This is a genomic window from Ruegeria sp. BC5, from assembly GCF_056539205.1.
In genome coordinates this window covers 402,868-428,299 of the sequence record NZ_JBQFUN010000001.1, presented here as the reverse complement: position 1 = coordinate 428,299, position 25,432 = coordinate 402,868, and the positions used below count along the sequence as shown (strand labels likewise).

Genomic DNA, 25,432 nt, shown 5'->3' with positions numbered 1-25,432 from the left:
CCTACCACATCTCAGGTTTATTGAATGCGCTGACACAGCGGGACGGGCCCATAAGCGGCGCATCGTCGCCATTCAAGGATTGTCCAAGCCAACCATGTGGCATGCTCAGCGGCATGGGCGGTTGTGCGAATGTTTGTGCGATCGGTTGAAACCCGGTTTTGCAATAATATGCCGGATCACCGTAAGTCACTGCAAAATCAACCCCGTTATGGCGCAGTTGTTCCAATCCAAAGCCGATCAATTTCTGACCAATGCCCGACTTTTGCCTGTCGGCGCGCACGGCCACCGGTGACATCAGAAAGACCTGGCGCGGGTCCTGATCATAGCTGAGCCGCGAGAATAGGATGCAACCTGCCAGATTGCGGTCATCCAAAGCCAAAACGCCCAAAAGATCTCCATCGGGTGTTGAAAGCAGCAGGTCATCCACCAAAGCAGCAACCGCACGCCCCTCTCCTTCGCCCTCTGAGGCGGTGAAGACGTCCAGAAACAAGCCGGGCAGTTCGGCAGCCCGGGCCCGGTAGTCGGCGGTCAGGTTCAGCATTACGGCCCCTTTCAGGTGGATCAACGGTCCCGTTTCATGCGCCGAGTTGATCACAGGTCGGACACAATGACGAGAGTTCGGCTGCCCTTGTCCGAGCCTTTTTTAACCATGATATTGCGATACCGACCAGAAGCTGCGTAGGAACACCGCGATATGCACAAGAATTGCCTCCTACCCCCTTGACCTGCCGCAATCCAATGTCATGAACAGCACCATGAGTACCGCACGTTTAACGATCAATCTTCAGGCGCTCGCCAGCAACTGGCGGGCGCTCAATGCAAAAACGGATGTCGAGACCGGCGCCGTGGTCAAAGCTGACGCCTACGGCCTTGGTGCCGGACCGGTGTCTGCGACCCTGGCCGAAGAAGGCGTTCGCAAGTTCTTTGTCGCCGCCGCAGAAGAAGGCGCTGCCGTGCGCAAAGCCGTTGGCCCCGAACCCCAGATTTTTGTCTTCTCAGGGTTCATGGAAGGTGACAACGGGCTGCACTTTGCTGACAACCTGATTCCTTTGATCAACTCTCCGGAACAGTTCAAACGCCTGCAACAGGCCATGCCGAGTCACCCATTCGGAGTTCAACTGGACAGTGGAATGAACCGTCTGGGCCTTGAGCCCGCCGATTGGGCCGCGCTGAGGTCTGAGATGGAAAGCCAGAACCCACAGGCGGTCATATCGCATTTGGCCTGCTCGGATGAGCCCGACCACCCGATGAACCGTCAACAGCTTAAGACCTTCCGCGATATGACCGATGGTGTCACCGCACCACGGTCGCTGGCGGCAACGGCGGGCACGCTGATGGGCTCGGAATTCCACTTTGATTTCTGCCGTCCGGGCGTTGGTCTTTATGGCGGCATGCCATTTGCCGACGCCAAGCCCGTCGTAACCGTCGATCTGCCCGTCATTCAGGTGCGCGCGGTCGAAGTTGGTGAAACCGTCGGTTATGGCGGTAGCTGGGTTGCCCGACGCCCATCGCGAATCGCAACCGTGGCCGCAGGGTATGCGGACGGGCTGCACCGGGCCATTGGCGGCGGTATCGACGCATTTGCCGGGGACCAACCCTGCCCTGTGGTCGGCCGCATATCGATGGACCTTGTCACCATTGACGTCACTGACCTGCCCGAAGATCCAGAACGCCTGCGCATCCTGAACGGTCACCAGACAGTCGACGACCTGGCCGAGGCCGCAGGCACCATCGGGTATGAAATCCTCACTTCGCTTGGCGCGCGTTATTCACGGGGTTACGTGGAATGAATCCTCTTTCTCTGCTGGGTGGGTTGGGCCGCGCGGTCCTGGCGCTGTTTGCCACCTTTGGCAAAGTCGCGCTGTTTACGATTGATGCGATCTCGCACATTTTTCGTCCGCCCTACTACCCGCGCGAATTTATCGTCGCGCTGATGAACATCGGCTGGCTGTCCCTGCCAGTCGTCGGCCTGACCGCCATTTTCACTGGTGGCGCGCTGGCGCTGCAGATCTACGCTGGCGGCGCTCGCTTCAACGCCGAGGCCGTGGTTCCGCAGATCGTTGCCATCGGTATGGTGCGCGAACTGGGGCCCGTGCTGGTGGGCCTGATGATCGCCGCCCGCGTGACCTCGTCCATCGCAGCCGAGATCGCCACCATGAAAGTGACCGAGCAGATCGACGCGCTGGTCACCCTGTCCACTCATCCGATGAAATACCTGACGGCCCCGCGCGTTCTGGCCGCGCTGATTACCGTGCCGCTACTGGTCGGGATCGGAGATATCATTGGCATCGCAGGCGGTTATGTCGTTGCGACCCAAAATTTGGGTTTCAATCCGGCGACCTACCTGCTGAACACAGTCAATTTCCTTGAGGCCCATGACATCATGTCGTCGCTGGCCAAGGGCGCAGCCTTCGGCCTGATCGCGGCGGTCATGGGCTGCTTTTACGGCATGAACTCGGGCCGCGGTGCGCAGGGTGTGGGCCGCGCCACCAAATCCTCGGTCGAATCCGCTGCTATCATGATTCTGGCCACCAACTTCATTCTGACGGGGGTGTTCTTCTCGCTATGATCCGGATGGAGAACGTACAAAAGGCATTTGGGGACAATCGGGTTCTGCAGGGCATGGACCTTGAGATTCCCAAGGGTACCTCGATGGTCATCATCGGCGGTTCGGGCACCGGGAAGTCGGTGGCGCTGAAATGCATCCTTGGCCTGATCAAGCCTGACAGCGGCATGATCTATGTAGATGGCAAAGACGCCACCAAGGGCGATAGGGATAAGTTTCTGGCCCGGTTCGGGATGCTGTTTCAGGGCGCGGCTTTGTTTGACTCGCTGCCCGTCTGGCAAAACGTGTCCTTCCGCCTGCTGCGCGGGCCGTTGAAACGCCCGCCAGAATACGCCCGCGAAATCGCTATCGAGAAACTACGCCGCGTGGGTTTGAAATCCGACGTGGCCGACCGTTTCCCGTCCGAACTGTCAGGCGGCATGCAAAAACGCGTGGGCCTCGCCCGCGCCATCGCCGCCGAGCCCGAGATCATTTTCTTTGACGAGCCCACCACCGGCCTCGATCCGATCATGTCCGGCGTCATCAATGATCTGATCCGCGAGATCGTGACCGAGATGGGCGCCACCGCGATGACCATCACCCACGACATGAGCTCCGTCCGCGCGATTGCCGACAACGTGGCCATGCTGCATGGAGGCGTCATCCAATGGACCGGTCCGGTCGGACAGCTGGATGCCTCGGGCGATCCCTATGTGGAGCAGTTCATTAGTGGGAGTGCTGAAGGGCCAATTGAGGCCGTGCGGTGATGAATTCAACCCAATTTTTTTTCTTTTCGTTGCCAGGAATTTACTTCAACTCAGTTTTGATCGTCTGGTTCATCACAATCTTTTCAATACATGGTTTGATTTTCTCTCCAATTCGCGCATTCAAAACCATGAAACCGGTAATGAAGGCGCTTTTGTACGGCTTCATTCCCGGTGCATTGATTTCGAACGTAATCGCGTTTAGTTCGTCTTCTGTAAGTATACTCGCGACACTTCCAGCCGTTATCGGTGTCGCTGTTTCTGCCTCTATTCTTCACAAAGAGCTATTCACATTATCATTGAACGCCCGCAGAACTGCCATTTTTGTTGCCGTGTTTTTTGTTCTCATGGCTGTTTTGTTTGGGTGGAGTGCCTTCAGGCTGCAGCAAGGCAATCTGATATGACCCTCCGCCTCGCCACCCTCTCGCTCCTGATCCTCTACCCCATCGCATGGTTTGCCCCGCTGATGCGTGCCGGACTCTTACCGATCTTTGGCCTGTCCGAAATCAGCGTCATCACCGGGCTCCAGTCTCTTTGGAAATCCGACGTCTTTCTGGCGCTGATCGTCACCATCTTCGCCCTCGTCGCACCTTACATCAAAACCATCGGCACCGCCCTGATCCAGTGGGACCTGCTGGATGTCCGCGTCCAACCCGCGCTGAACATCCTCGGCAAGCTGGCCATGGCCGACATCTTTCTGATCGCGCTCTATATCACTCTGGCCAAAGGCATCTCGTACGCGACCATCGAAACTGCATGGGGTCTGTACCTGTTCACGGCTTGCATTCTGGCCTCGCTCGCGTTGGGCCACATTACCGAAATGACACGCAAATCACGAAATACTCAGATGTAATTGATTGAAAACACTCATCTGAGTATCATCTTTATATTTCGAGCAGTGACAATTTGTAGTTTTCGGGTCCGTAGCGGATCAATCTGTGTGTTTTGGATGCTCTCCGCTTGGGCCTGGTGTGTACCGGTTCTAGAAGGAGTTCGTCGAACATGACTGCCCTCCATAACATTACATTGCAATTTCAGAATGCCTTTTTAAGACTGACTTTTTTCCTCATTTGCGCGGCAGCCCTGTTTGCCGTTTCAGCCACATTATTATCTGCCTTGGGTGTATTGCCCTGGTTATCCATGCAAGCCGGTTTCGGCGGTGGGCCAGTGCAAGACGCCGGGATGTTTATCCAGATCGGCCTGACCGTTCTGATTCTCATGCTGGCATTCTATCTGCCAGCGAATGCCCGAATGATGGCATTGGAAAACAATCACCGCAAATTTGCCCTGAACATGCACGACATATCAGACGCCTATCAAATGGCCCACGCAGCGGACCGTGGCGGCCTGTTCATGATGTCGTCCGAGTTTGACGCGGTCAAAGAACGTATGGCCTTTCTGCGCCAGCACCCTGACCTACAGACACTCGAGCCCGAAATCCTGGAACTGGCCGCACAGATGAGCCAGATCAGCCACGAACTGGCTGAAACCTATGGCGACGTGCGGATCAATCGCGCCCGAACCTTCCTACAACAACGTCAGGAAGAGATTGAGCTGTTCCAGAAGCGTCTTGAAGAAGCCCAGGTGATCCAGAACGAATTGCGCCAATGGACGCGCGATGTCGAAATGGAAGAAACCATCGCCAAGTCACAACTGGCCCGCCTGCGGGATGAGCTGTTTGAGCTGTTACCCGAACTGTCGGCTCAGCTGCAAACACCTCCCAAGGACAGCTCGACCAAAGCCTCAAGCGTGGTCGCCATGTCCCCGCCCCGCGCGGCGGAATAGGCGCTTGGCGCCTTTGCTGCGGACGATGGCCCATCGGGCCTGAGGACGCGGCACCCCACCGGTGGAGATGAATGCCTTGCAAGGGCTTGAAGAACCGCCGATCCTCGGGCACCAAGGCCGCATGGCAAAAACGACTTTCTCCTGTTCGGCCTGCGGCGCGTCGCATTCGCGCTGGTCCGGGCGTTGTGACGCATGCGGCGAGTGGAACACCATTTCGCAGGACGTACCCCTTTCGGCGGGTCCCGCCAAGAAATCCTTGGGCGGCAAACGCGGCCAGTCCATCGCACTCACCGATCTGTCGACCGAAGAAACACCCCCGCCCCGTACGCTTTGCGGGGTTGAGGAACTGGACCGCGTGCTTGGCGGTGGCCTTGTTCCCGCCTCGGCCCTGCTGGTGGGCGGCGACCCCGGCATCGGCAAATCCACCCTTCTGCTGCAGGCCGCGGCGCGCTTTTCCCGTGCGGGCGTCAAAACCATCTATGTTTCCGGCGAAGAAGCCAGCGCGCAGGTTCGAATGCGGGCCCGCCGTCTGGGGCTCGAGGACGCGCCGGTTCAATTGGCGGCTGAGACCAACCTACGCAACATCCTGACGACGCTTGAGGCTGAAAAGCCCGGTCTGGCCATCATCGACTCGATTCAGACCATGTGGGCCGACAATGTGGACAGCGCCCCCGGCTCAGTGTCACAAGTCCGGGCCGCAGCGCATGAATTGACAACGTTTGCGAAACGACACGGCGTATCAATCATCATGGTCGGCCATGTCACCAAGGAAGGCCAGATCGCAGGCCCCCGCGTGGTCGAGCACATGGTCGACACCGTGCTCTATTTCGAAGGTGAACGTGGCCATCAGTTCCGCATCTTACGCGCCGTGAAAAACCGTTTTGGCCCCGCTGATGAAATCGGCGTGTTCGAAATGACCGGCAAAGGGTTGGCGCAGGTCACAAACCCCTCGGCCTTGTTCCTGTCGGAACGCGGCACCCCCAGCCCCGGTTCGGCCGTTTTCGCCGGAATTGAGGGCACCCGCCCTGTTTTGGTGGAATTGCAAGCACTTGTGGCACCGTCCCCGCATTCCCAACCCCGCCGGACCGTGGTCGGATGGGATAGTGGGCGGCTGGCCATGATCCTTGCCGTTCTTGAAGCACGCTGTGGCATCCCCTTTGCCGGGTTGGACGTTTACCTGAACGTCGCCGGAGGGATGAAAATCAGCGAACCGGCCGCCGACCTTGCCGTGGCGGCCGCATTGCTGAGTGCCCGAGAAGACACAGCTCTGCCCGCTGATACGGTGATTTTTGGAGAAATCTCGTTATCCGGGGCACTTAGACCGGCCCCACAGACAGAAAACAGGTTGAAAGAAGCCCAAAAACTTGGTTTCACATCGGCAATCGCTCCGGCGGGCGGCAAAACCGGTACTGTGGCAGGTCTGACACTCACCCGACCCTCTGATTTGGTGGGGTTTGTTGGCGAAACCTTCGGAGCAGGTTAAGGTAACGCCTTGAGGGGCTGAAAAAAAGTACAGGCGAGGGCCATGGAAGGTTTTACAATTATCGACGGGGTGGTTGCCCTGATCATCGTCGTGTCAGGCCTGCTGGCCTATTCACGCGGATTTTTACGTGAGGTTTTGGCCATCGCTGGCTGGGTCGCAGCCGCCGTACTGGCCTTTATTTTTGCACCCCAGGCCGTTCCGCTGGTGAAAGAGATCCCGGTCGTTGGAGATTTCCTGCGCGACAGCTGCGAATTGTCGGTGATCACCGGCTTTGCCGCCGTGTTTGCGATCGCTCTAATCGTGGTCAGCATCTTTACTCCGCTGTTTTCATCGATCGTGCAACGCTCGGCCATTGGTGGGTTGGATCAGGCGCTTGGCTTATTCTTTGGCATCGCGCGCGGCATCCTGTTGGTGGCTATCGCCTTCTTTGTCTATGACACGGTCATGACCGGTCAATCTTATACGATGGTCGACGAAAGCCGTTCCGCCAAAGTGTTCGAACAATTCAGCGACCGCATCGAAGAACAAAACCCCGAGCAATGGCTGGGTTGGGTCACCCAACAATATGAAGAGCTCGTGGCAAGCTGTGGCGCCGGCACCGAGGCGCCAGAGGCATCGGAAACCACGGCACCGACCGCAACTGAATAAGAAAAAGCCCGGCATTGATCGGGCTTTTTTCTTGGCTGCCTTTCAGACGTATTCAGTTAAAAAACCTTCTCCACCGCAAACCGTGCATCGGGTGTTCTTCAGGCCAAAGCACCCCTCGCAGCGGCCCATTATGGGTTTGCCGTGGATATCGCGGCTTTTGATCACCTCGCCAGAGCCATTGCAAATCGGACAAGGCGACCGGCCCATACCACGGCAGCGATGGCACCGGCGTTTTACTGGGTCTTCTTTTTTTCTTCCTTGCTTGTGTTCCCACATGGCTAATGTCCTATCGAAACTCATACACTAGGTAAAAAACCGCTACTTGCACCATGACAGCACAAGCATGCCTATATGTCACCTATTCCAGTCACCTTTCATAAAACGCACCTGCGACGATTGGTGAATGTGATCCTTTGATGACACAGGGCCCATTAGGCATTATGTGGAGGCCGAACTGACATGGAATCGGAGCCACCGATCTTGCTGTACCTGTTTTCTCTCGCGCTTGCCCTCGTGACATTGGCGCGTTTGCATCATCAGCCGGGATGGAAACAAGGCGCACTGGCATACCCATGCAGACGTTCAGATCATCACCGCTAGTCAAAACGTCATGGAAATTGGAGCCCGTACATGTGTGGGATTTTAGGGATCGCAAGCAGGACACATGATGTCTTTGCGGAAATCTATGACGGGCTGCTGATGCTTCAGCACCGGGGTCAGGATGCCTCGGGGATCGTCACCTATAACGACGGCTTCTTCCGTGAAAAGAAGGCAAATGGTCTGGTCAAGGACGTGTTCAACGCACAAGACGCCGAGACCCTTCTGGGTAAGATCGGCATGGGTCATGTGCGGTACCCGACCGCAGGATCGCTCAGCGCGTCCGAGGCGCAGCCGTTCTTTGTGAACGCGCCCTATGGCATCTATCTGGTTCATAATGGCAACATAACCAACACCGCCGAACAGCGTGAGAAGGTGACCGCCAAATACAGCCGTCACCTGCGCACCACGTCGGATTCCGAAATCCTGCTGAACGTGCTGGCCGACAAGGTTGCCGATGCGATCAAGGTCAACGGCAACGGCGAACCGATCCGCAACATCTTTGCCGGTGTGAAGATGACGATGGAGCGAATCCAAGGCGCCTATTCGGTAATCTGTCTGGTTGCCGGTGTCGGCATGCTGGCGTTCCGCGATCCTTATGGCATCCGTCCTCTTTCCGTCGCCAAGCGCGATGTGGACGGCGACGGCGACGATTACGCCTTTGCCTCAGAGGATGTGGCCTTTGGCATCAACGGCTTTGAAAAGCTGCGCGACCTTAACCCCGGTGAGGCCATACTGATTGATCTGGATGGAAACATGCACACCTTCCAGGCGGTCGAAGGTCAACTGACCCCGTGTATCTTTGAATATGTCTACCTGGCCCGCCCGGACTCGCTGCTGGATGGCGTTTCGGTTTACAAAACCCAGATGCGCATGGGTCAGACGCTGGCCCGCCAGATCCAAGCCGCAGGGCTTGAGATCGACCGCATCATCCCCGTGCCCGACAGCGCCCGCCCCGTGGCGCTTGAGGTCGCTAAGGCCACCGGCATTCCATACCGCGAAGGTCTGGTCAAAAACCGCTATGTCGGGCGAACCTTCATCATGCCCGGCCAGGAAGAGCGCCAGAAATCGGTGCGCCGCAAGCTGAACGCCGTTCCGTTGGAGTTCCGCGATCACAACGTTCTGCTGATCGATGATTCCATTGTGCGCGGCAATACAATCAAGAAGATCGTGCAGATGTGCCGCGAAGCCGGGGCTAAAAAAGTGTACATCGCCAGCGCCTCACCGCCGGTAAAATTCCCCAACGTCTATGGCATCGACATGCCCACCAAGCATGAACTGATCGCCAATGGCAAAGATATCGAAGAAATCCGTCAGGAAGTCGGCGCAGATGCCCTGTTCTATCAGGATCTCGACGACCTGATCTGGGCGGCCAAAGAAGGCAACCCCGAAATCGAAGCCTTTGACTGTTCCTGTTTCGATGGCAATTACATCACCGGCAGCGTCAGCGATGACTATCTGGACAGTCTCGAAAACAGCAATCGGGTCAGCAAGAAACGCGCAGATATGCAGGTTCCGGGCGGCTCGTGGAACAGCGCGAAGCTGGCCTCGGGATAGGATTTGATCCGAATCGACCTTGCTTTTGGCCCGTTTCACCGATGTGATGCGGGCCTTTTTCTGCCTGCCTGGCAGGCCGCATCGGTAGATTTCCGCCACAACCCATCGGTGAAGAAATTGCAATCGCAAGGGCTTCGCCGCAATGCAAAATCCCCTTGGGAAGCGCTCGGCCAACCGGGCTTTTCCTTTCTGATCCGGTTTGGTAGCCCGCAGGTTGCCAACCACTCAATCAAGGGGTCGGGCCGCTGTGGTCAGGCCGGAATACATGTCAAACGCCACTGTCAAAAGCGCGGCCACGCAAAAAGGTGCGCTGAAAAAAAGCTCTTTGTCTGTTCTGGGGGTCTTTGGTCCGAAATCGGACATGCGGGCCCTTATGCGTATGTCTTCGGGACGTGTGAAAGAGGTCAAGCTGGGCAGCCGCGTGTCGTCGGGCACCATCGTTGCCATTGATGCCGACGGCGTAATGCTGCGACAAAGCGGCCAGACCAAGCGGATCGTCATACCCGGCAGTTAATCTGTCTTGACGCCCTGCGTGCGGGGGTTCAAACCCCTGTCATGACCGATCAGACCAAAATTGCCCTCGTCACCGGGGCCTCTCGTGGGTTGGGCGCTGCCCTGGCCGAGGCACTGGCACCCGAATATCACATTGTCGCCGTTGCCCGCACCACCGGCGGGCTGGAAGAACTGGATGACCGCATTCGGGCCAAAGGCGGTGCCGCAACCCTGGCACCGATGGATATCGCCGACCCCAACGCCATGGCGACGTTGTGCCGGGGCATCCATGATCGCTGGGGCAAGGTGGATTTGTGGCTGCACACAGCCGTTCACACCTCGGCCCTGACACCCACGCATTTCATCGACCCGAAAGAGTGGACTAAGGCCGTAAATACCAACGCCACGGCGACGTCAGTTCTGATCCCCTATATTGCCCCCCTGTTGGGTGAAACCGGCCATGCCGTGTTCTTTGACGATCCGAAAGCCGGTCAGAAGTTTTACGGCATCTACGGTGCAACCAAGGCGGCGCAGATGGCGTTGGCACGTGGCTGGGCACAAGAGACCAAACGCACCGGGCCGAGGGTTTCAATTGTCGAACCTGCCCCGATGCCAACCGCCGTACGTGCGCGGTTCCATCCCGGTGAGGATCGCGATGCGTTGACCAGCACGGCAGACGAAGCCGCTCGGATTTTATCTTTGCTGTAAGGAATGGCCCTTTGGGCCATGCCTCCGGCGTGAGTATTTGGAAAAAAGATGAAGCGGGCGGGTTAGGCGATGTGCACGCCGTTGCGCCCGGCCAGATCGACGAAGAATTGCCAAGCCACGCGGCCCGACCGCGCGCCCCGCGTTGCCTGCCATTCGATGGCTTCGGCACGCAGGGTTTCAGCGTCAACCGACACGCCATATGCCCCGCAATAGCGGTCGATCATCGCTAGGTATTCGTCCTGATCACAAGGGTGGAAGCCCAACCACAGGCCGAACCGATCAGACAGTGAAACCTTTTCCTCGACCGCCTCAGACGGATTGATCGCGCTGGAGCGTTCATTCTCGATCATATCGCGCGGCATTAGGTGGCGGCGGTTCGAGGTGGCGTAGAATACGACGTTTTCCGGGCGCCCTTCGATACCCCCGTCCAGCACTGCCTTGAGCGATTTATAGTGCTGGTCGTCATGACTAAACGATAAGTCATCGCAGAACAGAATGAACCGGTGCGGTGCGGCACGCAGGTGATTCAGAAGGCGGGCGACTGAGCCCATATCCTCGCGCTGGAGTTCAACCAGCTTCAGATCTGGGAAATCCATCTGCAGCGTCCCGTGAACAGCTTTGACGAGGCTGGATTTTCCCATCCCCCGCGCGCCCCAAAGCAACGCGTTATTTGCTTTGAAGCCGGCAGCAAATCGGCGCGTATTGTCCAGCAGAGTATCGCGGGACCGGTTGATGCCCACCAGCAAATCCAGATCGACGCGGTTGACCTGCGTGACGGGCTCCAGCCGATCCGGTTCAACATGCCAGACAAATGCCGGGGCAGCCGCGAAATCGGGCGCGTCCAAAGGGGCTGGTGCCATCCGTTCCAGCGCGTCGGCGATACGGTTCAGGGCTTGGTCGTCCATTGGGGCCTCCGGCGTCATGTCTTGCGCGGTTCAAACCATGTTCGAAGCGGCGCAACAAGGGCCAGACACGAAAAAGGCGCGCCGGTTAGGCGCGCGTGTTGCATGGTTTTCAGCGGGGTTACTTGCTGTCTTCTTCCCGCACGATCTCTTCGTCGGCTTCTTCTTCGTCGTCATAGTAGCCGTCGGCACGCAGTTGCTCTTCGCGCTTTTTTTCGACCCGGGCGACTAGGAAGATCGAAATCTCATACAGGCCGTAGACCACCACAAACAGAATAACCTGCGTAATCACATCAGGCGGTGTCACCAGCGCGGCAAGCACCAGAATGGCAACCACTGCGTATTTCCGAACCGAGCCCAGTCCTTCAGCCGTAACCAGCCCCGCCTTACCCATAAGGGTCAACAAAACGGGCAGTTGAAAACACAGGCCAAAGGCCACGATAAACTTGATCGTCAGGTTCAGGTATTCCTGCGCCGAGCCCTGGAACACCACGCTCAGCGGAGCCGCGGTTGCGCCTTCGACCACTGCCTCTCCTTCGGCACCAAATTGCTGGAACCCGAGGAAGAAGTCGTAAGCCAGTGGTGTTACGACATAGAACGCAAAGCTTGCCCCCAGAAGGAACATGAAGGGCGAGGCCAGCATGAATGGCAGGAACGCGTTCTTTTCCGATCGGTAGAGGCCCGGCGCCACGAAGCGCCACATCTGCATCCCGATATATGGGAAGGCCAAGATAAAGCCACCCAGCAGCGAGACCTTGATAGCAACGAAGAACCCTTCTTGCGGCGAGATGAAGATCAACCCGCAATCCTGCCCGCGTTCGGCCAAAACTTCGCACAAAGGGTTCGTAAGGAAGTTGAAAAGCGGCGTGGCCACAGTGAAACAGATGATCATCCCGACCAAAAACGCCACGACGCAGTGGATCAGCCGCGTGCGCAGTTCCGCCAGATGCTCGATCAGCGGGGCCGAGCTGTCTTCGATCTCGTCGGTCTTTGTCATGTCTTGCTTTCAGTCTTCAGCGCGGCCTCGGCCTCTTCGGCTTTGGCTAGCGCATCTGCCGCTTCTTTGGCCTTACGCTCAGCCGCAGCACGGGCAGTTGAGGCCTGAATCTTCTTGGCCTGCTCAGCCCGCTCAGCCGCCAACTTGCCTGTTTCGCTGTCGGGGTCGAACTTGGTGGGATCGATGCTTTTGGCAACGTCCCGCGCCGCCTCGTTAACGCTGTCCATGGCGGTGCTGACGGGATTGGCGGCCGCATTCAGACCCTTTTTGATCTCGTTCACACCTGCCTGATCCGCGGCCTCGTTCATGGCGCTGCTGAATTCGCGCGCCATACCACGGGCCTTGCCAACCCAGCGGCCAACATTGCGAAACAGAACCGGCAGGTCCTTTGGCCCCACAACGATCAGGGCAACAATGCCAATGACCAGAAGCTCGGTCCAACCCAGATCAAACATCTGCGCTTAGGCCTTGTCTTTGTCGGTCTCGGGCGTGACGTCCTTGGCCACTTCGGCAGCGTCCTGCTCCAGCTCGTCCGCGCCTTCTTTGACGCCCTTCTTGAACGAGGTGATGCCCTTGCCCACTTCACCCATCAACGAGCTGATTTTACCGCGGCCAAACAGCACCAGCACCACAACGGCGATCAGCAGCAGACCGGGAAGGCCGATATTGTTGAGCATGTCTCTTCTCCTTGTACGTCGACGCGTTGCGCCGGGAATGTGATCTGGGTCTGTGTCTACGCCTGCATGGCCCTGCGCAAAAGTGCGCCAGATCAATTCCGCGCTCAAAATTGATCCGATCACGCAAATTTTGCAGGCTGGCATTTCACAACTGACAGGTTTATGTCAGTTGAAGGGCATTAGGAACAGGGCATCGAAACCTGGTCAACGGAGAATCAAATGACCCATGTTGCTGAAATCGTCACCTTCACTCTCGCCAACGGGACAACACCGGAAGAGTTCGTCAAACTCAGCCAGGCGTCCGAGGCGTTCGTTCGCAACGCCCCAGGTTTTGCCCACCGTCAGCTGAGCCAGGGTGAAGATGGCCGTTGGACCGACTATGTAATCTGGACGGATATGAAGGCCGCCAAGGACGCAGCGGCGCAATTCCCGCAGCAAACCTTTGCCCCGGCCTTGATGGCCGCTATCCAACCCGACAGTGTCCAGATGCGCCACGAGAATGTGCAATGGAAAATGACCGCATAAACGCAGTCCGGGCGGCGTGTCATGCGCCGCTCTGATCGTCTGTTCGACATCATTCAGATCCTGCGCGACGGCAAACTGCACCGCGCGCAGGATATTGCGGACCGGCTCGAAGTGTCGGTTCGTACAATCTATCGCGATATGGACACGCTGGTGGCCTCGGGTGTTCCGGTAGAGGGTGAGCGTGGCGTAGGCTATATGGTCCGCGAGCAAATCACCCTGCCCCCGCTGAACCTGACCCCGGCCGAGCTTGAAGCGCTGAACCTCGGCATGGCCATCGTAGCCGAGGCCGCAGACCCCGATCTGAAGGCCGCCGCAGAAACCCTGGCCGACAAGATTGACGCTGTACTGCCCACCCAGGTCGTGGCCGAGGCGGACACGTGGAAATTCGCCGTCTACCCCTTTGCCGACGCTGCGCGGGGGCTGGCGCATATGGCTCCGATTCGGTCCGCGATCAAAACCCGACAGAAACTGCACCTGTCCTATCGCCGTATCGACGGCGTTCTGACAGACCGCACCATTCGCCCTCTTCATATGGAGTACTGGGGCCGCGTCTGGACCCTGACCGCATGGTGTGAGTTGCGCGAAGGGTTCCGCGTGTTTCGCATCGACCTGATCGAAGCTGTCTCACCCCTACCGGAAATCTTCGCTGACGAGCCCGGCAAAACACTAAGCGATTTCGACCCGCACGCCTAAACCCGGCTGTCAGGTATATGGCCCGAAATGGGCCATTCCAATCACTTCAGATAAGGTTCCGGATCGACGGATTCGAACCCTTTGCGCACCTCGAAATGGACATAGGAATTGTCGCCGCCACGCAAGGATGCAATCTGTTCGCCTCGGCGCACGCGGTCGCCCTTTTTTACCGTGATCTTGTCAACGTTTGCATAGACGGTCAGCAGGTCGCTGTTGTGTTTAACCACTATAATCGGCACTTGATCCGCATCTGCGGTGATCGCCGCAACGGTCCCGGCTTCGGCTGCCTTTACCGCAGCTCCCGACTGTCCGGCGATGTCGATCCCTTCATTCTTGCCCTTGTCATAGGTACGAATGATCGTCCCGGTAACTGGCAATCCCAAGGCAGAATTACTTTGGTTTGTCGGAGCCTCGGCCGTCACGTCGGGCGCAGGTGTGGCCGGAGCGATCACCTCGTCCGGCAACGGTTGCGTGGCACTTGGCGGTGTCGGCGTGGGCGAGCCCTGGCCGGGTTGTGTCACATTGCTGGCGGGCACAGCCGCTTGTCTTGGAGCAGGCTGGTTCTTGATCGGGATTAACAGGAACTGATCCTCCCGCACGGTAAAGTCCGACCCCAACCCGTTCCATTCGGCCAGCGCATCAACTGGCACGTCGTAAAGCCGTGCAATGGTATAAGCTGTCTCGCCGCGTTTGACCTGGTGACGGATCGGCTCGGGCCCCGATGCCACAGGGGCCGGTGCAGGCGCGGTCGCAGGTTGGGCGGGCGCCAACGTCGATGTCCTAACCGAGCCATCTGCCGGCGCCTCATCAATCGCGGTTCCGGCTATCGAGGCGATATCCACCGAACTGGTCGAACTGACCGTGCGCGGCAGGGCGATAACCTCGCCGTCGCGCAATTTGTCCGTCGGTTTGAGACCGTTGAACACGGCCAACTCTCCCTCGGGCAAACCGACGCGGGCAGCAACCGAGGCGACCGTATCGCCGCGTTGCGCAACGGCCACCTGATAGTTCGGATAGGTGATGACCCCGCGCGCATCCGGTGCTGGCCGGTTCGCGGTCACCCCTCGCGCGGCATCTGCGGTCGAAAATCCGCCGACCTGCCCGCGCAGATCGTAGTCCAGCGGGCCTTCGCACCCTGCCAGAATCGCCAAAGCCGCCACACCTGTCACGCAGCGGAGCATCGCTGATTTGGAAACTGCTCTCATTGTACTGTCCTCAACGCCTGCCCGTGTTTTCCGGGGTTCCGGCGCATGTTGCAGAATATTCTTTTACGCCCCGTCCCTGCCAAGCCCTTCTAACAAGGGCACGAAACGAACGGGTAACAATTCGTCATAGTCCAGACCGGTCTCGGTCCGCCTGACCCGGATCAGGGTCTGAACCGCATCCGACTGTCCCACCGGCAAAACCATGATACCGCCGATTTTAAGCTGCGCCAAGAGCGGCCCTGGAGGGTCTTCTGCTGCAGCCGTCACAATGATCCTGTCAAACGGGGCCTGTTCGGACAAACCAAAGGAGCCATCCGACAGCATCGCGGTAACATTGGTCAGCCCCAGCTCGCGAAACAGCGCACCAGTTTCGCGCACCAGTCGCTTGTGTCGTTCGACCGTATAGACCCGGCGCGCCAGTTTGGACAGGATCGCCGCCTGATAACCCGAGCCTGTACCGACCTCTAACACTGTATCGCGCGGGCGCACATCCAGCGCCTGGGTCATCAACCCAACAACAGACGGCTGGCTGATCGTCTGCCCGCAGGCAATCGGCAAAGGTGTGTCCTCATATGCGCGCTCGGCAAACAGACCTTTGACAAAGCGGCCACGATCAACCTGCTCCATCGCGGCCAGCACCCGCGCATCCGTCACCCCACGCGATCGCAGGGCAAACAGGAACTGCATGATTGTTTCTGGATCTGGTCCGGTCATTCGATCGTCTTCAATGCCTCAAGCGCGTCATGCGCCGTCAGATCCGCGCGCATCGGCGTGACCGAGATGTAGCCCGCCAGATTAACCGCCGCATCCGTGCCCGGCGCGGTTGGGTTGTGCTGATACCCACCCTTGATCCACAGAAACCGCCGCCCCGAGGGCGAACTGTGCGGCTCAACCGAGAAATGCGTATCGCGGCGATACCCTTGTGGGGCAATTCGGGTGCCCAGAACTTCGTCCGCGGGCACGGGCGGGAAATTCACGTTGTAGAACAGACGGTAATCGCCCTGCTCGGCCGGGGTCGCGTCCAAAATTTTCCTCACCAGATCCGCCCCGAACCGGGTCGCGGCCTCGAACGGATCGTCCAGCCCCAGATTACGCGGACCAAAATATTGAGACAGGGCAATCGCCGGGATGCCCTGCAACGCGGCCTCCATCGCGCCACCGACAGTGCCGGAATACAGCGTGTTTTCCGCCGAATTGTTGCCCCGGTTCACGCCAGACAACACCAAGTCGGGCGGCGCGTCTTTCATCACGTCGTGCAGACCGGCCAGCACACAATCGGCGGGCGAGCCTTCGGCGGCGAAACGCCGATCCCCCAGTTTGGCGACCATCATCGGATGGGTATAGCTGATGCAATGGCCGACACCCGATTGCTCGAACGCAGGTGCAACCACCCAGACTTCTCCGTCGGGCCCAGCCAGATCGGCGGCAATCGCCTCAAGCGTGATCAGGCCCGGCGCGTTGATGCCGTCATCATTGGTCAGAAGAATACGCATTTGCCCCATCCACCGCAGCGTTTTGACCTTGATAGACCCGCCCCCGCGCGGCGGCAAGCAAAGCACGCCTGCAATCTGAGGCTTTCGCGCACCACTTGAGCCTAAACTACGTTTTCAGGCCCTAAATGGGGAAAACAAAGCACCGATCCCGGCGAATGGTCAGCCACATGACCCGTCCCGGATTTGGCACGAAAACATTCGGCACCGTGGCCTTCAGAACGGAACCATCATGGTCCATGCGGAACTCGACCAGGCTTTCGTTGCCTAAGAACCGCGCTCTCTCGACCGTACCGCGAGCCGCAACGCCATCGGTTGCCGTCGGCAGCGGGCCTTTGCCATTGCGGTCAAAGTCCAACCGCACGTGCTGTGGCCGGAATACAATCTCAACATCTGTGCCGTCGGGAATGCCCGGCGCTAGAAACTGACCAAAGGGTGTATCGGCCAACGCTCCATTCACTTGCGCTTGCAACACGTTGACATCACTGAAAAATGCCACAGCCGCTTTGTCAGCCGGACGGGTATAGACGTTGTAAGGCGCACCTTGCTGCACGATCTTGCCGCGGCGCATCAGTGCGATCTCATCAGCCATGCGCATCGCCTCTTCGGGCTCGTGCGTCACCAACACAACGGCGGCATCTTCTTCCTTGAGGATCGCCAGCGTCTCATCCCGAATACCGTCGCGCAGCCGGTTGTCGAGGCCAGAGAACGGCTCGTCCATCAGCATGATCCGTGGACGCGGGGCCAGTGCGCGGGCCAGAGCGACACGTTGTTGCTCGCCCCCGGACAGGTGATGCGGGAATTGGTCGATGAAGTGGATAAGATCAACTTTGCGCAGTAACTCATCAACGCGCGCGCGCTTTTCTTCTTTATGCCCCGTCAGGCCAAAGGCCACGTTGTCTGCAACACTTAAATGCGGAAACAGCGCAAAATCCTGAAACATCAGGCCGATCTCGCGGCGTTCGGGCGGAACCCGGAACACGGTGTCGCAGATCAGCTTGCCGTCGACATAGATCTCACCGGATTCCTGCATCTCAACCCCGGCGATCATGCGCAACGTGGTCGACTTGCCGCACCCCGAAGGCCCAAGCAGGCAAGTCACTTTCCCTGCTTCAACCGTCAAAGAGACGTCGTCAACTACAACCCGCCCCTCGTACCGTGCGTTAAGATTGCGAATTTCCAGACGAGGAGGAGTTACGTCTATTGTCACCGATGGGCCTCGTTGCCTTTTCCCGATCGAATTCATCGGGCTTAGGCGGGGATAGCAACCCCGCCCGTCCGGTGCAAGTGATCAGCAGCAGCCGCCCGAGGTAGCCTCGCCGGTCGACGCGCTCGTGATCGCGCCGGTGGCTTCAAACGGGCTTTCGCCGCCGCAACCATCGAAGATGCCATAATGCGTCGAGAAATTACCGATAAAGTCGAAATGCCGCGCGAAACGGGTATCGTTCAACATCATCCATGTATTGCCGCAGACCGGAAACACCTTGCCTGTTTCGATCGCGTGGTGGTCATCCAGTTCGAACAGATGTGGCGCGTGCGGGATGGTGCCTTTGTAGATGACGGCCTGCCCGTAATCCTCGCAAGCGGGTTCCAGTTCGGACAGATTGAACAGTCGATAAGTCGCCGACAGGAACTTCAGCGGTGCGACGCGTTCTTCCAGCACAGGGTTCTCGATGGTCAGCGGGCGGTGCGTGACGCGGCGTGGATCACCGAATCCCGCCTTGCGCGACATCGACAGAAAATCGTTCCAATACAGTGCGCCGGACAGGCATTCGCCGTACAAAACTTCATCTTCGGCCATGGCCTGCGGAACACGACGGTCGGCGTAGACGTCCGAAAAATACATCTCACCACCCTCTTTCAGCAGACGATGGGCACCGCGTAGGACGGCCTCTTTGTCGGTGGCCAGATTGATCACGCAATTCGAGACGATGATGTCGAAGGAACTAGGTTCCAGGTCCAGCTCATCCAGCTTTTCGATGTAGCCGTGATGGAATTCTACGTTGCTGGCGGCATGACCAAAGGCCTGCGCGTGGAAATCCTGATGCGCGCGAGCGACGTCTAGCTGTTCCGGCGTCATGTCGACCCCGACCACGCGACCCTTTTCACCCACCATCGCAGACAGGGCATAAACGTCGCGACCAGCCCCGCAACCCAGATCAAGGATGCTCATCCCCTCCAGATCCAGCGGCGCGATCAGGCCGCAACCATAGTAGCGCGTCAGCACATCATCATGAATTTTCGAGAGGATCTTTTTGACATGGTCCGGCATGTCATCGGGAGTACAGCAAGCGTTGGTTTGCAAATCCGCGCTGCCCTGAAGGACCTCGCCATAGTAATTCTGCACTGATTCATGCTTCATCGCAGCACCCCTTTCCTCACTGGCTGCTTCGCAGCTAATGCAGCATTGTCACCTGCGCAACCGCTGCCGCCAATTTTGACAAAAGCGTGAGGGTCCTGCCCTAGCCCAGCAGGTCGAAATCGACCGAGGCGCGAACCCGCCCATTCACCTGAATCTCTAGCCGATGTGCGCCGGGGACCAGCTTGAACGTGGTCGCGTTGCCTTTCAGCTTGTGTTTCTTGGTCAGGCTAAGTGCGCCATCGCGCAGGGCTGCTTGCTTCAGCTTATGCACCTTGGCTGAGGTTTTACCCCCAGGGCGTTGAAAGTGAATGATATAGTCGACCAGAACAGGTTGATCCCCCGCACCGTTAAGCGAGACATCGAACTCAAGCGCCCCACCAATCCGCGCCTCTTGGCTTACCTGCACGCTTGCGGTTATCTCGGCCTCGGGATCGAAGCCCAACATCTTCATGGCACCGGGATGGCCTGCCTTCACCAGCCCCCTCAGCGTATGTGAGGTCATCCAGCGCAGTTCGTCCCGATCCTGTGTCCCGGTTTCGGACCAGTCCTGTAACCGGTCCAGCACCAGCGCAGGGTCTTTCTTGGTGATGTCGTTCAGATGGTTCGCCACAGACCGCGTAACATAGCGTGTTGGGTCACTATGCAGCCGGTCCAACAATGGCAGCGGGTCGGTCAGTTCCAGCCCTACAGCCTGCCCCCAAGGCAACCGTGGTCGTGTGCCTTCACTGACCAGACGGCGCACGTGATAGCAGTCATGCCCGCACCATAGTTCCATCCGCGCCAAGACCTGATCCGGATAGCGGTTGAGGAATGGGCGAATGGCCCACTCCATCGAAAACCGTTGGGTCAGTTCTTCAAGCACGTCCAAAGCCAGATCAGGATACTCCAACCCCACTGAAACGATCCAATCCCCCAAAGGCGCAAAGATGAAATCACCGAAATCATCATCTGTTTTGGTTGGGTCCAAAGGCGGTGGCAGTGCGCGCAGAAGGGTTGGCGCGACAGTCGGCAGCTCTCCGGGTACGGCCTGTTGCAGGCAGTCGGCGATCCAGGCCATGCGCTCTTTCAGTTCAAGCTCCAGCAGCCGCGACATGACCTGCGCCTCGAATGCCTTGGCATCAAAGGATGGATCAGCATCGGCGAAAAGGTCCGCTAAAAAACAGGTCTTTTCCGCATTAAACAACTGATCTTTGAGCGAGAAGTTCTGTGCCATGACTCACATCGTCAGATTGGTTCCGCCACCGTCCAGCAGTATATTCTGCCCGACGATAAAGCCGGCGTGTTGCGAACACAAAAACGCGCAGGCCGCGCCGAATTCCTGCCGCGTCCCATACCGACGTGCAGGGATCGTCTCGGCGCGTTCGGCGCGCGCCTGATCCATGGAAATTCCTTTTTGTGCAGCCACGCCACCATCCAGCGACTCCGCGCGATCCGTCGCGTGAATGCCCGGCAGTAGGTTGTTGATCGTCACTCCACGCGGTGCGACTTGTCGCGCTGTACCAGCGACATAGCCGGTCAAACCAGTCCGCGCCGCGTTCGACAGACCCAAAGCAGGGATCGGCGCACGCACGGATTGCGACGTGATGTTGACCACCCTGCCCCAGCCCTTGTCCATCATCCCCGGCAATAAGGCTTTCATGAAGGCAATCGGTGTCAGCATATTTGCATCCAGCGCCTTGATGAAATCGTCACGATCCCAATCCGACCACAGTCCGGGTGGCGGGCCACCGGCGTTTGTCACAAGTATATCAACGCCCTGCGCGGCTTCGATAACTTGCGCCTGTCCGTCTACCGAGGTCACATCGCAAGCCACGGTTTTCACATCGACGCCATATTCGGACCGCAAACGAGCAGCTTCGGCATCCAACGCCTCGGCCCCGCGCGCGTTCATCACCAGATCAACCCCAGCTTCGGCCAACGCCTCGGCACAGCCTAAGCCCAGCCCTTTTGAGCTTGCACAAACCAGCGCGCGCTTTCCGCGAATTCCCAGATCCATCTGATCCTCCCCATCTGTTGTTGCCCGCATGTCTAGCACCGGCCAGACAGGGAAGACCAGAAGTCACAAAGCTTCAGTAAAAGAACTCTTCGCGCACGATTTTTCCGTTGGCGACGTGATAGATACCGACCTCTTTCATATCGAAGGTCTCACCACTTTCCTTAACCTTGCCCTGCACTTCGAAAATTACGGCAAAGCGATCGTCGCCGTGCAAATAAGGCTCACTGACCGACGCGCCCGAGACCTCATGCGCGCCTTCCCACCATTCGTGTTTGCCGCGGATGCCCTCGACGCCGTGTGTTTCACGCCCCATGCCTTCCATCTCTTGCGCTTCGACCGAAACGGCATCAGTCGCGTATAATTTGTTTAGGTTTTCCTTGGCCCGGTCCTCACGACACCCAGCGACCAGTTCGTCTGCGATTTCTTTCAAATTCATTGATCCTCTCCATCTTTTGTTCACTATTTGTTCTTATTGGCATAACCATACGATTCTGAACACCCCCTTTGTCTTGCTTCGGCAGGATTCCCCGCCTATACGCGCGTTCATGCTTGATACCGCCACCAACCAACCCGTATTGCCGCCCGAGATTGCCCGACGCCGGACATTCGCCATCATCTCGCACCCGGATGCGGGCAAGACGACGCTGACTGAAAAGTTCCTGTTGTACGGGGGCGCGATTCAGATGGCCGGTCAGGTGCGCGCTAAGGGCGAGGCGCGGCGGACCCGGTCGGACTTCATGCAGATGGAGAAAGATCGGGGCATTTCGGTCTCGGCCTCGGCCATGTCTTTCGATTACGGGGACTTTCGTTTTAATCTGGTGGATACACCCGGCCACTCAGATTTTTCCGAGGACACCTATCGCACGCTGACCGCCGTGGACGCCGCCGTTATGGTGATCGACGGCGCGAAAGGTGTGGAAAGCCAGACGCAGAAACTGTTCGAGGTTTGCCGCCTGCGCGATTTGCCGATCCTGACCTTCTGTAACAAGATGGACCGCGAAAGCCGCGATACGTTCGAGATCATCGACGAAATTCAGGAGATGCTGGCCATCGACGTCACGCCCGCTGCGTGGCCGATCGGCGTGGGTCGCGATTTCATCGGCTGCTATGACATGCTGCGCGACCGACTGGAATTGATGGACCGCGCCGACCGCAACAAGGTAGCTGAAAGCATTCAGATCAACGGTCTGGACGACCCCAAACTGGCCGAACACGTACCCGAGCATCTGCTGGACAAGCTGCTGGAAGAGGTCGAGATGGCGCGCGAGCTGCTGCCTGCTCTGGACCCGCAGGCGGTTCTTGAGGGGCACATGACTCCGATCTGGTTCGGCTCGGCGATCAACTCGTTCGGGGTCAAGGAACTGATGGAAGGTATCGGCGCCTATGGCCCGCAGCCGCAGGTCCAGTCCGCTGAACCCCGACAAATTGCGCCTGATGAAAAGAAGGTCGCCGGTTTTGTCTTTAAGGTGCAGGCCAACATGGACCCCAAGCACCGCGACCGGGTTGCATTCGTCCGCATGGCAAGCGGTCATTTCAAGCGCGGCATGAAGTTGACACACGTGCGATCCAAGAAACCGATGGCGATTTCGAACCCCGTGCTGTTTCTGGCCTCTGACCGCGAACTGGCCGAAGAGGCCTGGGCCGGAGACATCATTGGAATCCCCAACCACGGTCAGCTGCGCATCGGTGACACCCTGACCGAGGGCGAAGCGCTGCGCGTGTCCGGGATCCCGTCATTCGCACCGGAATTGCTGCAAACTGTCAGGGCAGCCGACCCGCTGAAGGCCAAGCATCTGGAAAAAGCCCTGATGCAATTTGCCGAGGAAGGTGCAGCCAAGGTTTTCAAGCCATCGATTGGTTCGGGCTATATCGTCGGCGTCGTTGGTGCGCTGCAGTTCGAAGTCCTCGCCAGCCGGATTGAGATGGAATACGGTCTACCCGTCCGGTTCGAGGCGTCGCAGTTCACCTCTGCCCGCTGGGTGAGCGGTGACAAGGCCGAGGTTGAAAAGTTCGTCAACGCTAATAAACAGCACATCGCCCATGATCATGACGGCGACATCGTCTATCTGACGCGCTTGCAATGGGATATCGACCGGGTCGTGCGTGATTACCCCGAGCTGAACCTGACGGCGACCAAGGAAATGATGGTTTGATCCGGGTCTTGTAGTTTGGGCACCGTTCTCTAGGGTTCCGAAGCATGGCGGATTTGGATCAGGAAAACTATCCCGGCGGCTTCTATTCGGTGATGCGCCATCTGGAACGCAAAGAGGTTCCTTATCGCGATCCACAACGGGTACTGCCGCCGCCGGATGTTGATCTGAGTGAACTTGCCCAAACACCCGTAGAAAAACCTGACCCGGACGCCAGCTTTGACCACAAGCAGGACGCGCGCAGGAAGTACCACGCGCTGCAGCAGGAATTTTCTGGCCAATCGCTGCTGCATCTTGTTCACGCAATGTGCATCGCATTGCTGCGCCGGCATCCGTCACCGGCTGAGGCACGGGCGCTGTTTCTGCGGATGTGGCGGGAAAAGGGTTCAGAGTTAGCGCGGGACCTGCCTGTGCGTTGGCTTATTTCCTCGGCAACCACATTCGCCGACCATGGCGAAACACTGGATCAGCGCTTGGGCGGACAGGGTCTGTTCCTGTTGTACGATCTGATCAAGCTGCATGATAGCGAGCGTCGGGTATCCCTTCGTCCAAACGATCAAGCCTTTGAGACGCAGGGTGAAAAACACCACGACGTTCCATTGGCATTCGGCATGGCGGGCTATTCGCTACGGAATGGCGATCTGGATCGCAACCTTTTGGCACGCCTTTGGCGTCATGCAGAAAACGACGCGGTGTTGCGCCCGCTGGGGTACCGGATGTTGAAACTGGTGATGTACGACCCGCGCAGCATTTTTGGGCGCATCCAGCACTACAAGACCCGGCAGTCCCTGTTGGATCACATTGATGACTGACGGCTCTGGCTGGGGCATTGTTTCAACGGTTCGGGGCCCTGCCCCGGATATCCTGCGATTTGTTGCCTATCACCTCGATCTTGGGGTCGACCTGATGCACATCTATCTGGATGAACCCAATTCCAAAGCTTTCGATGCCCTGGATCGGCATCCGAAGGTCGACGTGCATACATGCGATGAGGCCTTCTGGGCCAGCCGCAAGCGTGAACGGCCCGAACGGCATCAAAACCGTCAGACCGCAAATGCGTCATTCACCTATCGCAAGACCAATCTGAATTGGTTGGCCCATATCGACATGGACGAGTTTCTGTGGACGGACCGTCCCATTCCCCAGCAACTGACCGATGTTCCCAACCACATCCCCGCTGTACGTGTCCGCCCGATCGAAGCCGTGGGCGGTGGCACGGATCTTTTTAAGGCGCATCTTCCAAAGACCCCCCACCGTGACGCCCTCGTACAATCGCTGTACCCGCGTTATGGCGCGTTTGTTTTGGGTGGGTTCTTCAGCCATTTGCAAGGTAAGCTGATCGTCCGGACGGGTTTGAAGAAACTGAGTTTTCGTATCCACAACCTGTTCCAGGAAAAAACACTCTTGCCCTGCAAGTTCGAATTGCCGGGGTTGGAGCTGTGCCATCGACACGCCCCCGACTGGGAACATTTTAAGGCTCACCTTCGATTTCGCCTGGCGCGTGGCTCGTATCAGCCAGGAATGTCCCTGAATGTTCCACGTGAACGGGGCGGCATGAACATGAACGAATTACTCAGCTGGATCGAGGCCGAAGGCGGCATGGATGGGCTGCGTGCATTTTTTGACGAAATCAGCGGTGCAGACCCCGACGTGAGAACCCGTCTGGAACAACATGACCTGATCCGATATCGGCCCCTGGATTTGGACGAAAAAGTCAGGAAACACTTTCCCGGAAGTGACTGAATTGTTGCGAGAAATCCGCAGATCGAGCACAGTAAAAACCTTAAAGAGGTCTTCATTTGACCATACCCGGCGTTTTTGTTATGTCCCCCTCCAAGCCGAAATTGCGCAATGCA

29 protein-coding genes are annotated in these 25,432 nt (G+C 58.0%); 16 read left to right on the top strand and 13 right to left on the bottom strand.

Annotation, left to right across the window (positions count from 1 at the left end):
- Position 1: 1 nt before the first annotated feature.
- Positions 2-541 (bottom strand): GNAT family N-acetyltransferase, encoded by a 540-nt coding sequence (locus ACR0LY_RS02240; protein WP_254438704.1) that lies wholly within the window; start codon positions 539-541, stop codon positions 2-4.
- A 214-nt stretch (positions 542-755) separates the two neighbouring features.
- Between ACR0LY_RS02240 and alr the strand changes: the two genes are divergently transcribed.
- From alr to ACR0LY_RS02185, 11 genes are all read left to right on the top strand, one after another.
- Positions 756-1,790 carry an alanine racemase gene (gene alr / locus ACR0LY_RS02235; RefSeq protein WP_170348899.1) on the top strand — a complete coding sequence of 345 codons (1,035 nt, stop codon included), beginning with the start codon at positions 756-758 and terminating at the stop codon, positions 1,788-1,790.
- Positions 1,787-2,569, top strand: coding sequence for an MlaE family ABC transporter permease (locus ACR0LY_RS02230; protein WP_170348900.1), 783 nt, complete (start codon positions 1,787-1,789; stop codon positions 2,567-2,569). The genes alr and ACR0LY_RS02230 overlap by 4 nt, the downstream gene beginning before the upstream one ends.
- Positions 2,566-3,312, top strand: a complete 747-nt coding sequence (locus tag ACR0LY_RS02225) for an ABC transporter ATP-binding protein (protein ID WP_170348901.1) — start codon at positions 2,566-2,568, stop codon at positions 3,310-3,312. The genes ACR0LY_RS02230 and ACR0LY_RS02225 overlap by 4 nt, the downstream gene beginning before the upstream one ends.
- The gene (locus tag ACR0LY_RS02220; protein ID WP_170348902.1) at positions 3,312-3,713 is read left to right on the top strand and encodes a hypothetical protein; all 402 of its coding nucleotides are present in this window, start codon (positions 3,312-3,314) and stop codon (positions 3,711-3,713) included. Before ACR0LY_RS02225 ends, ACR0LY_RS02220 begins: the two co-directional genes overlap by 1 nt.
- Positions 3,710-4,162: a paraquat-inducible protein A gene (locus ACR0LY_RS02215; protein ID WP_170348903.1), complete on the top strand. Its 453-nt coding sequence runs from the start codon at positions 3,710-3,712 to the stop codon at positions 4,160-4,162. The genes ACR0LY_RS02220 and ACR0LY_RS02215 overlap by 4 nt, the downstream gene beginning before the upstream one ends.
- Positions 4,163-4,449: 287 nt before the next feature.
- The gene (locus ACR0LY_RS02210; RefSeq protein WP_254428445.1) at positions 4,450-5,094 is read left to right on the top strand and encodes a DNA repair protein; all 645 of its coding nucleotides are present in this window, start codon (positions 4,450-4,452) and stop codon (positions 5,092-5,094) included.
- A 121-nt stretch (positions 5,095-5,215) separates the two neighbouring features.
- Positions 5,216-6,577: a DNA repair protein RadA gene (gene radA, locus ACR0LY_RS02205; RefSeq protein WP_170348905.1), complete on the top strand. Its 1,362-nt coding sequence runs from the start codon at positions 5,216-5,218 to the stop codon at positions 6,575-6,577.
- Between the two features lie 42 nt (positions 6,578-6,619).
- On the top strand, positions 6,620-7,225 hold the full coding sequence (locus ACR0LY_RS02200; protein WP_170348906.1) for a CvpA family protein: 606 nt from the start codon (positions 6,620-6,622) through the stop codon (positions 7,223-7,225).
- A 630-nt stretch (positions 7,226-7,855) separates the two neighbouring features.
- Positions 7,856-9,379, top strand: coding sequence for an amidophosphoribosyltransferase (gene purF / locus ACR0LY_RS02195; RefSeq protein WP_170348907.1), 1,524 nt, complete (start codon positions 7,856-7,858; stop codon positions 9,377-9,379).
- A 265-nt stretch (positions 9,380-9,644) separates the two neighbouring features.
- Positions 9,645-9,893 carry a hypothetical protein gene (locus ACR0LY_RS02190; protein WP_170348908.1) on the top strand — a complete coding sequence of 83 codons (249 nt, stop codon included), beginning with the start codon at positions 9,645-9,647 and terminating at the stop codon, positions 9,891-9,893.
- Between the two features lie 41 nt (positions 9,894-9,934).
- Positions 9,935-10,579 (top strand): SDR family NAD(P)-dependent oxidoreductase, encoded by a 645-nt coding sequence (locus ACR0LY_RS02185; protein WP_170348909.1) that lies wholly within the window; start codon positions 9,935-9,937, stop codon positions 10,577-10,579.
- Between the two features lie 62 nt (positions 10,580-10,641).
- Here the strand turns inward: ACR0LY_RS02185 and ACR0LY_RS02180 are convergent, their stop codons facing one another.
- The 4 genes from ACR0LY_RS02180 to ACR0LY_RS02165 form a co-directional block, all read right to left on the bottom strand.
- On the bottom strand, positions 10,642-11,484 hold the full coding sequence (locus ACR0LY_RS02180) for an ATP-binding protein (protein WP_170348910.1): 843 nt from the start codon (positions 11,482-11,484) through the stop codon (positions 10,642-10,644).
- Between the two features lie 118 nt (positions 11,485-11,602).
- A complete protein-coding gene (gene tatC / locus ACR0LY_RS02175; RefSeq protein WP_170348911.1) occupies positions 11,603-12,478 on the bottom strand; it encodes a twin-arginine translocase subunit TatC in 876 nt (291 codons plus the stop codon).
- Entirely contained in the window at positions 12,475-12,933 is a 459-nt protein-coding gene (gene tatB, locus ACR0LY_RS02170) for a Sec-independent protein translocase protein TatB (protein ID WP_170348912.1), read from the bottom strand. Before tatB ends, tatC begins: the two co-directional genes overlap by 4 nt.
- A 6-nt stretch (positions 12,934-12,939) precedes the next feature.
- The gene (locus tag ACR0LY_RS02165; RefSeq protein WP_170348913.1) at positions 12,940-13,155 is read right to left on the bottom strand and encodes a twin-arginine translocase TatA/TatE family subunit; all 216 of its coding nucleotides are present in this window, start codon (positions 13,153-13,155) and stop codon (positions 12,940-12,942) included.
- 219 nt (positions 13,156-13,374) lie between these two features.
- Here ACR0LY_RS02165 and ACR0LY_RS02160 point away from each other — a divergent pair, with 219 nt between their 5' ends.
- Positions 13,375-13,680: a hypothetical protein gene (locus ACR0LY_RS02160; RefSeq protein ID WP_170348914.1), complete on the top strand. Its 306-nt coding sequence runs from the start codon at positions 13,375-13,377 to the stop codon at positions 13,678-13,680.
- Between the two features lie 21 nt (positions 13,681-13,701).
- Positions 13,702-14,373, top strand: coding sequence for a helix-turn-helix transcriptional regulator (locus ACR0LY_RS02155; protein ID WP_170358768.1), 672 nt, complete (start codon positions 13,702-13,704; stop codon positions 14,371-14,373).
- Between the two features lie 41 nt (positions 14,374-14,414).
- On the opposite strand, the gene ACR0LY_RS02150 is transcribed toward ACR0LY_RS02155, so the two are convergent.
- From ACR0LY_RS02150 to ACR0LY_RS02115, 8 genes are all read right to left on the bottom strand, one after another.
- On the bottom strand, positions 14,415-15,578 hold the full coding sequence (locus ACR0LY_RS02150; RefSeq protein WP_170348916.1) for a LysM peptidoglycan-binding domain-containing M23 family metallopeptidase: 1,164 nt from the start codon (positions 15,576-15,578) through the stop codon (positions 14,415-14,417).
- A gap of 63 nt (positions 15,579-15,641) precedes the next feature.
- Entirely contained in the window at positions 15,642-16,292 is a 651-nt protein-coding gene (locus ACR0LY_RS02145) for a protein-L-isoaspartate(D-aspartate) O-methyltransferase (RefSeq protein WP_170348917.1), read from the bottom strand.
- Entirely contained in the window at positions 16,289-17,071 is a 783-nt protein-coding gene (surE, locus tag ACR0LY_RS02140; protein ID WP_170348918.1) for a 5'/3'-nucleotidase SurE, read from the bottom strand. The genes ACR0LY_RS02145 and surE overlap by 4 nt, the downstream gene beginning before the upstream one ends.
- Positions 17,072-17,192: 121 nt before the next feature.
- Positions 17,193-18,314 carry an ABC transporter ATP-binding protein gene (locus ACR0LY_RS02135; protein ID WP_170348919.1) on the bottom strand — a complete coding sequence of 374 codons (1,122 nt, stop codon included), beginning with the start codon at positions 18,312-18,314 and terminating at the stop codon, positions 17,193-17,195.
- Between the two features lie 45 nt (positions 18,315-18,359).
- Positions 18,360-19,430: a methyltransferase domain-containing protein gene (locus tag ACR0LY_RS02130; RefSeq protein WP_170348920.1), complete on the bottom strand. Its 1,071-nt coding sequence runs from the start codon at positions 19,428-19,430 to the stop codon at positions 18,360-18,362.
- 100 nt (positions 19,431-19,530) lie between these two features.
- Positions 19,531-20,643, bottom strand: coding sequence for a hypothetical protein (locus tag ACR0LY_RS02125; RefSeq protein ID WP_170348921.1), 1,113 nt, complete (start codon positions 20,641-20,643; stop codon positions 19,531-19,533).
- Positions 20,644-20,646: 3 nt separating this feature from the next.
- Positions 20,647-21,426, bottom strand: coding sequence for an SDR family oxidoreductase (locus ACR0LY_RS02120; RefSeq protein ID WP_170349419.1), 780 nt, complete (start codon positions 21,424-21,426; stop codon positions 20,647-20,649).
- A 73-nt stretch (positions 21,427-21,499) separates the two neighbouring features.
- Complete coding sequence (locus ACR0LY_RS02115) at positions 21,500-21,862, bottom strand: nuclear transport factor 2 family protein (protein WP_170348922.1); 363 nt, start codon at positions 21,860-21,862, stop codon at positions 21,500-21,502.
- 109 nt (positions 21,863-21,971) lie between these two features.
- On the opposite strand from ACR0LY_RS02115, the gene ACR0LY_RS02110 reads away from it, so the two are divergent.
- The 3 genes from ACR0LY_RS02110 to ACR0LY_RS02100 are packed head-to-tail and all read left to right on the top strand — an operon-like array spanning position 21,972 to position 25,319.
- Positions 21,972-23,579, top strand: a complete 1,608-nt coding sequence (locus tag ACR0LY_RS02110; RefSeq protein WP_170348923.1) for a peptide chain release factor 3 — start codon at positions 21,972-21,974, stop codon at positions 23,577-23,579.
- A gap of 44 nt (positions 23,580-23,623) precedes the next feature.
- Positions 23,624-24,388 carry a hypothetical protein gene (locus ACR0LY_RS02105; protein WP_170348924.1) on the top strand — a complete coding sequence of 255 codons (765 nt, stop codon included), beginning with the start codon at positions 23,624-23,626 and terminating at the stop codon, positions 24,386-24,388.
- A complete protein-coding gene (locus tag ACR0LY_RS02100; protein WP_170348925.1) occupies positions 24,381-25,319 on the top strand; it encodes a glycosyltransferase family 2 protein in 939 nt (312 codons plus the stop codon). Before ACR0LY_RS02105 ends, ACR0LY_RS02100 begins: the two co-directional genes overlap by 8 nt.
- Positions 25,320-25,432: the final 113 nt, after the last annotated feature.

Bases quoted from the DNA above. Each gene is read 5' to 3' on its own strand.
- ACR0LY_RS02105 (WP_170348924.1), top strand. From the start codon at position 23,624: ATGGCGGATTTGGATCAGGAAAACTATCCCGGCGGCTTCTATTCGGTG.
- ACR0LY_RS02130 (WP_170348920.1), bottom strand. From the start codon at position 19,430: ATGAAGCATGAATCAGTGCAGAATTACTATGGCGAGGTCCTTCAGGGC.
- ACR0LY_RS02120 (WP_170349419.1), bottom strand. From the start codon at position 21,426: ATGGATCTGGGAATTCGCGGAAAGCGCGCGCTGGTTTGTGCAAGCTCA.
- ACR0LY_RS02185 (WP_170348909.1), top strand. From the start codon at position 9,935: ATGACCGATCAGACCAAAATTGCCCTCGTCACCGGGGCCTCTCGTGGG.
- ACR0LY_RS02240 (WP_254438704.1), bottom strand. From the start codon at position 541: ATGCTGAACCTGACCGCCGACTACCGGGCCCGGGCTGCCGAACTGCCC.
- ACR0LY_RS02160 (WP_170348914.1), top strand. From the start codon at position 13,375: ATGACCCATGTTGCTGAAATCGTCACCTTCACTCTCGCCAACGGGACA.
- ACR0LY_RS02200 (WP_170348906.1), top strand. From the start codon at position 6,620: ATGGAAGGTTTTACAATTATCGACGGGGTGGTTGCCCTGATCATCGTC.
- ACR0LY_RS02150 (WP_170348916.1), bottom strand. From the start codon at position 15,578: ATGAGAGCAGTTTCCAAATCAGCGATGCTCCGCTGCGTGACAGGTGTG.
- ACR0LY_RS02215 (WP_170348903.1), top strand. From the start codon at position 3,710: ATGACCCTCCGCCTCGCCACCCTCTCGCTCCTGATCCTCTACCCCATC.
- surE (WP_170348918.1), bottom strand. From the start codon at position 17,071: ATGCGTATTCTTCTGACCAATGATGACGGCATCAACGCGCCGGGCCTG.
- ACR0LY_RS02180 (WP_170348910.1), bottom strand. From the start codon at position 11,484: ATGGACGACCAAGCCCTGAACCGTATCGCCGACGCGCTGGAACGGATG.
- tatC (WP_170348911.1), bottom strand. From the start codon at position 12,478: ATGACAAAGACCGACGAGATCGAAGACAGCTCGGCCCCGCTGATCGAG.
- ACR0LY_RS02110 (WP_170348923.1), top strand. From the start codon at position 21,972: ATGCTTGATACCGCCACCAACCAACCCGTATTGCCGCCCGAGATTGCC.
- ACR0LY_RS02155 (WP_170358768.1), top strand. From the start codon at position 13,702: ATGCGCCGCTCTGATCGTCTGTTCGACATCATTCAGATCCTGCGCGAC.
- ACR0LY_RS02225 (WP_170348901.1), top strand. From the start codon at position 2,566: ATGATCCGGATGGAGAACGTACAAAAGGCATTTGGGGACAATCGGGTT.
- ACR0LY_RS02220 (WP_170348902.1), top strand. From the start codon at position 3,312: ATGAATTCAACCCAATTTTTTTTCTTTTCGTTGCCAGGAATTTACTTC.
- ACR0LY_RS02190 (WP_170348908.1), top strand. From the start codon at position 9,645: ATGTCAAACGCCACTGTCAAAAGCGCGGCCACGCAAAAAGGTGCGCTG.
- ACR0LY_RS02135 (WP_170348919.1), bottom strand. From the start codon at position 18,314: ATGAATTCGATCGGGAAAAGGCAACGAGGCCCATCGGTGACAATAGAC.
- purF (WP_170348907.1), top strand. From the start codon at position 7,856: ATGTGTGGGATTTTAGGGATCGCAAGCAGGACACATGATGTCTTTGCG.
- alr (WP_170348899.1), top strand. From the start codon at position 756: ATGAGTACCGCACGTTTAACGATCAATCTTCAGGCGCTCGCCAGCAAC.
- ACR0LY_RS02210 (WP_254428445.1), top strand. From the start codon at position 4,450: ATGCAAGCCGGTTTCGGCGGTGGGCCAGTGCAAGACGCCGGGATGTTT.
- ACR0LY_RS02165 (WP_170348913.1), bottom strand. From the start codon at position 13,155: ATGCTCAACAATATCGGCCTTCCCGGTCTGCTGCTGATCGCCGTTGTG.
- ACR0LY_RS02230 (WP_170348900.1), top strand. From the start codon at position 1,787: ATGAATCCTCTTTCTCTGCTGGGTGGGTTGGGCCGCGCGGTCCTGGCG.
- ACR0LY_RS02125 (WP_170348921.1), bottom strand. From the start codon at position 20,643: ATGGCACAGAACTTCTCGCTCAAAGATCAGTTGTTTAATGCGGAAAAG.
- tatB (WP_170348912.1), bottom strand. From the start codon at position 12,933: ATGTTTGATCTGGGTTGGACCGAGCTTCTGGTCATTGGCATTGTTGCC.
- ACR0LY_RS02100 (WP_170348925.1), top strand. From the start codon at position 24,381: ATGACTGACGGCTCTGGCTGGGGCATTGTTTCAACGGTTCGGGGCCCT.
- ACR0LY_RS02115 (WP_170348922.1), bottom strand. From the start codon at position 21,862: ATGAATTTGAAAGAAATCGCAGACGAACTGGTCGCTGGGTGTCGTGAG.
- radA (WP_170348905.1), top strand. From the start codon at position 5,216: ATGGCAAAAACGACTTTCTCCTGTTCGGCCTGCGGCGCGTCGCATTCG.
- ACR0LY_RS02145 (WP_170348917.1), bottom strand. From the start codon at position 16,292: ATGACCGGACCAGATCCAGAAACAATCATGCAGTTCCTGTTTGCCCTG.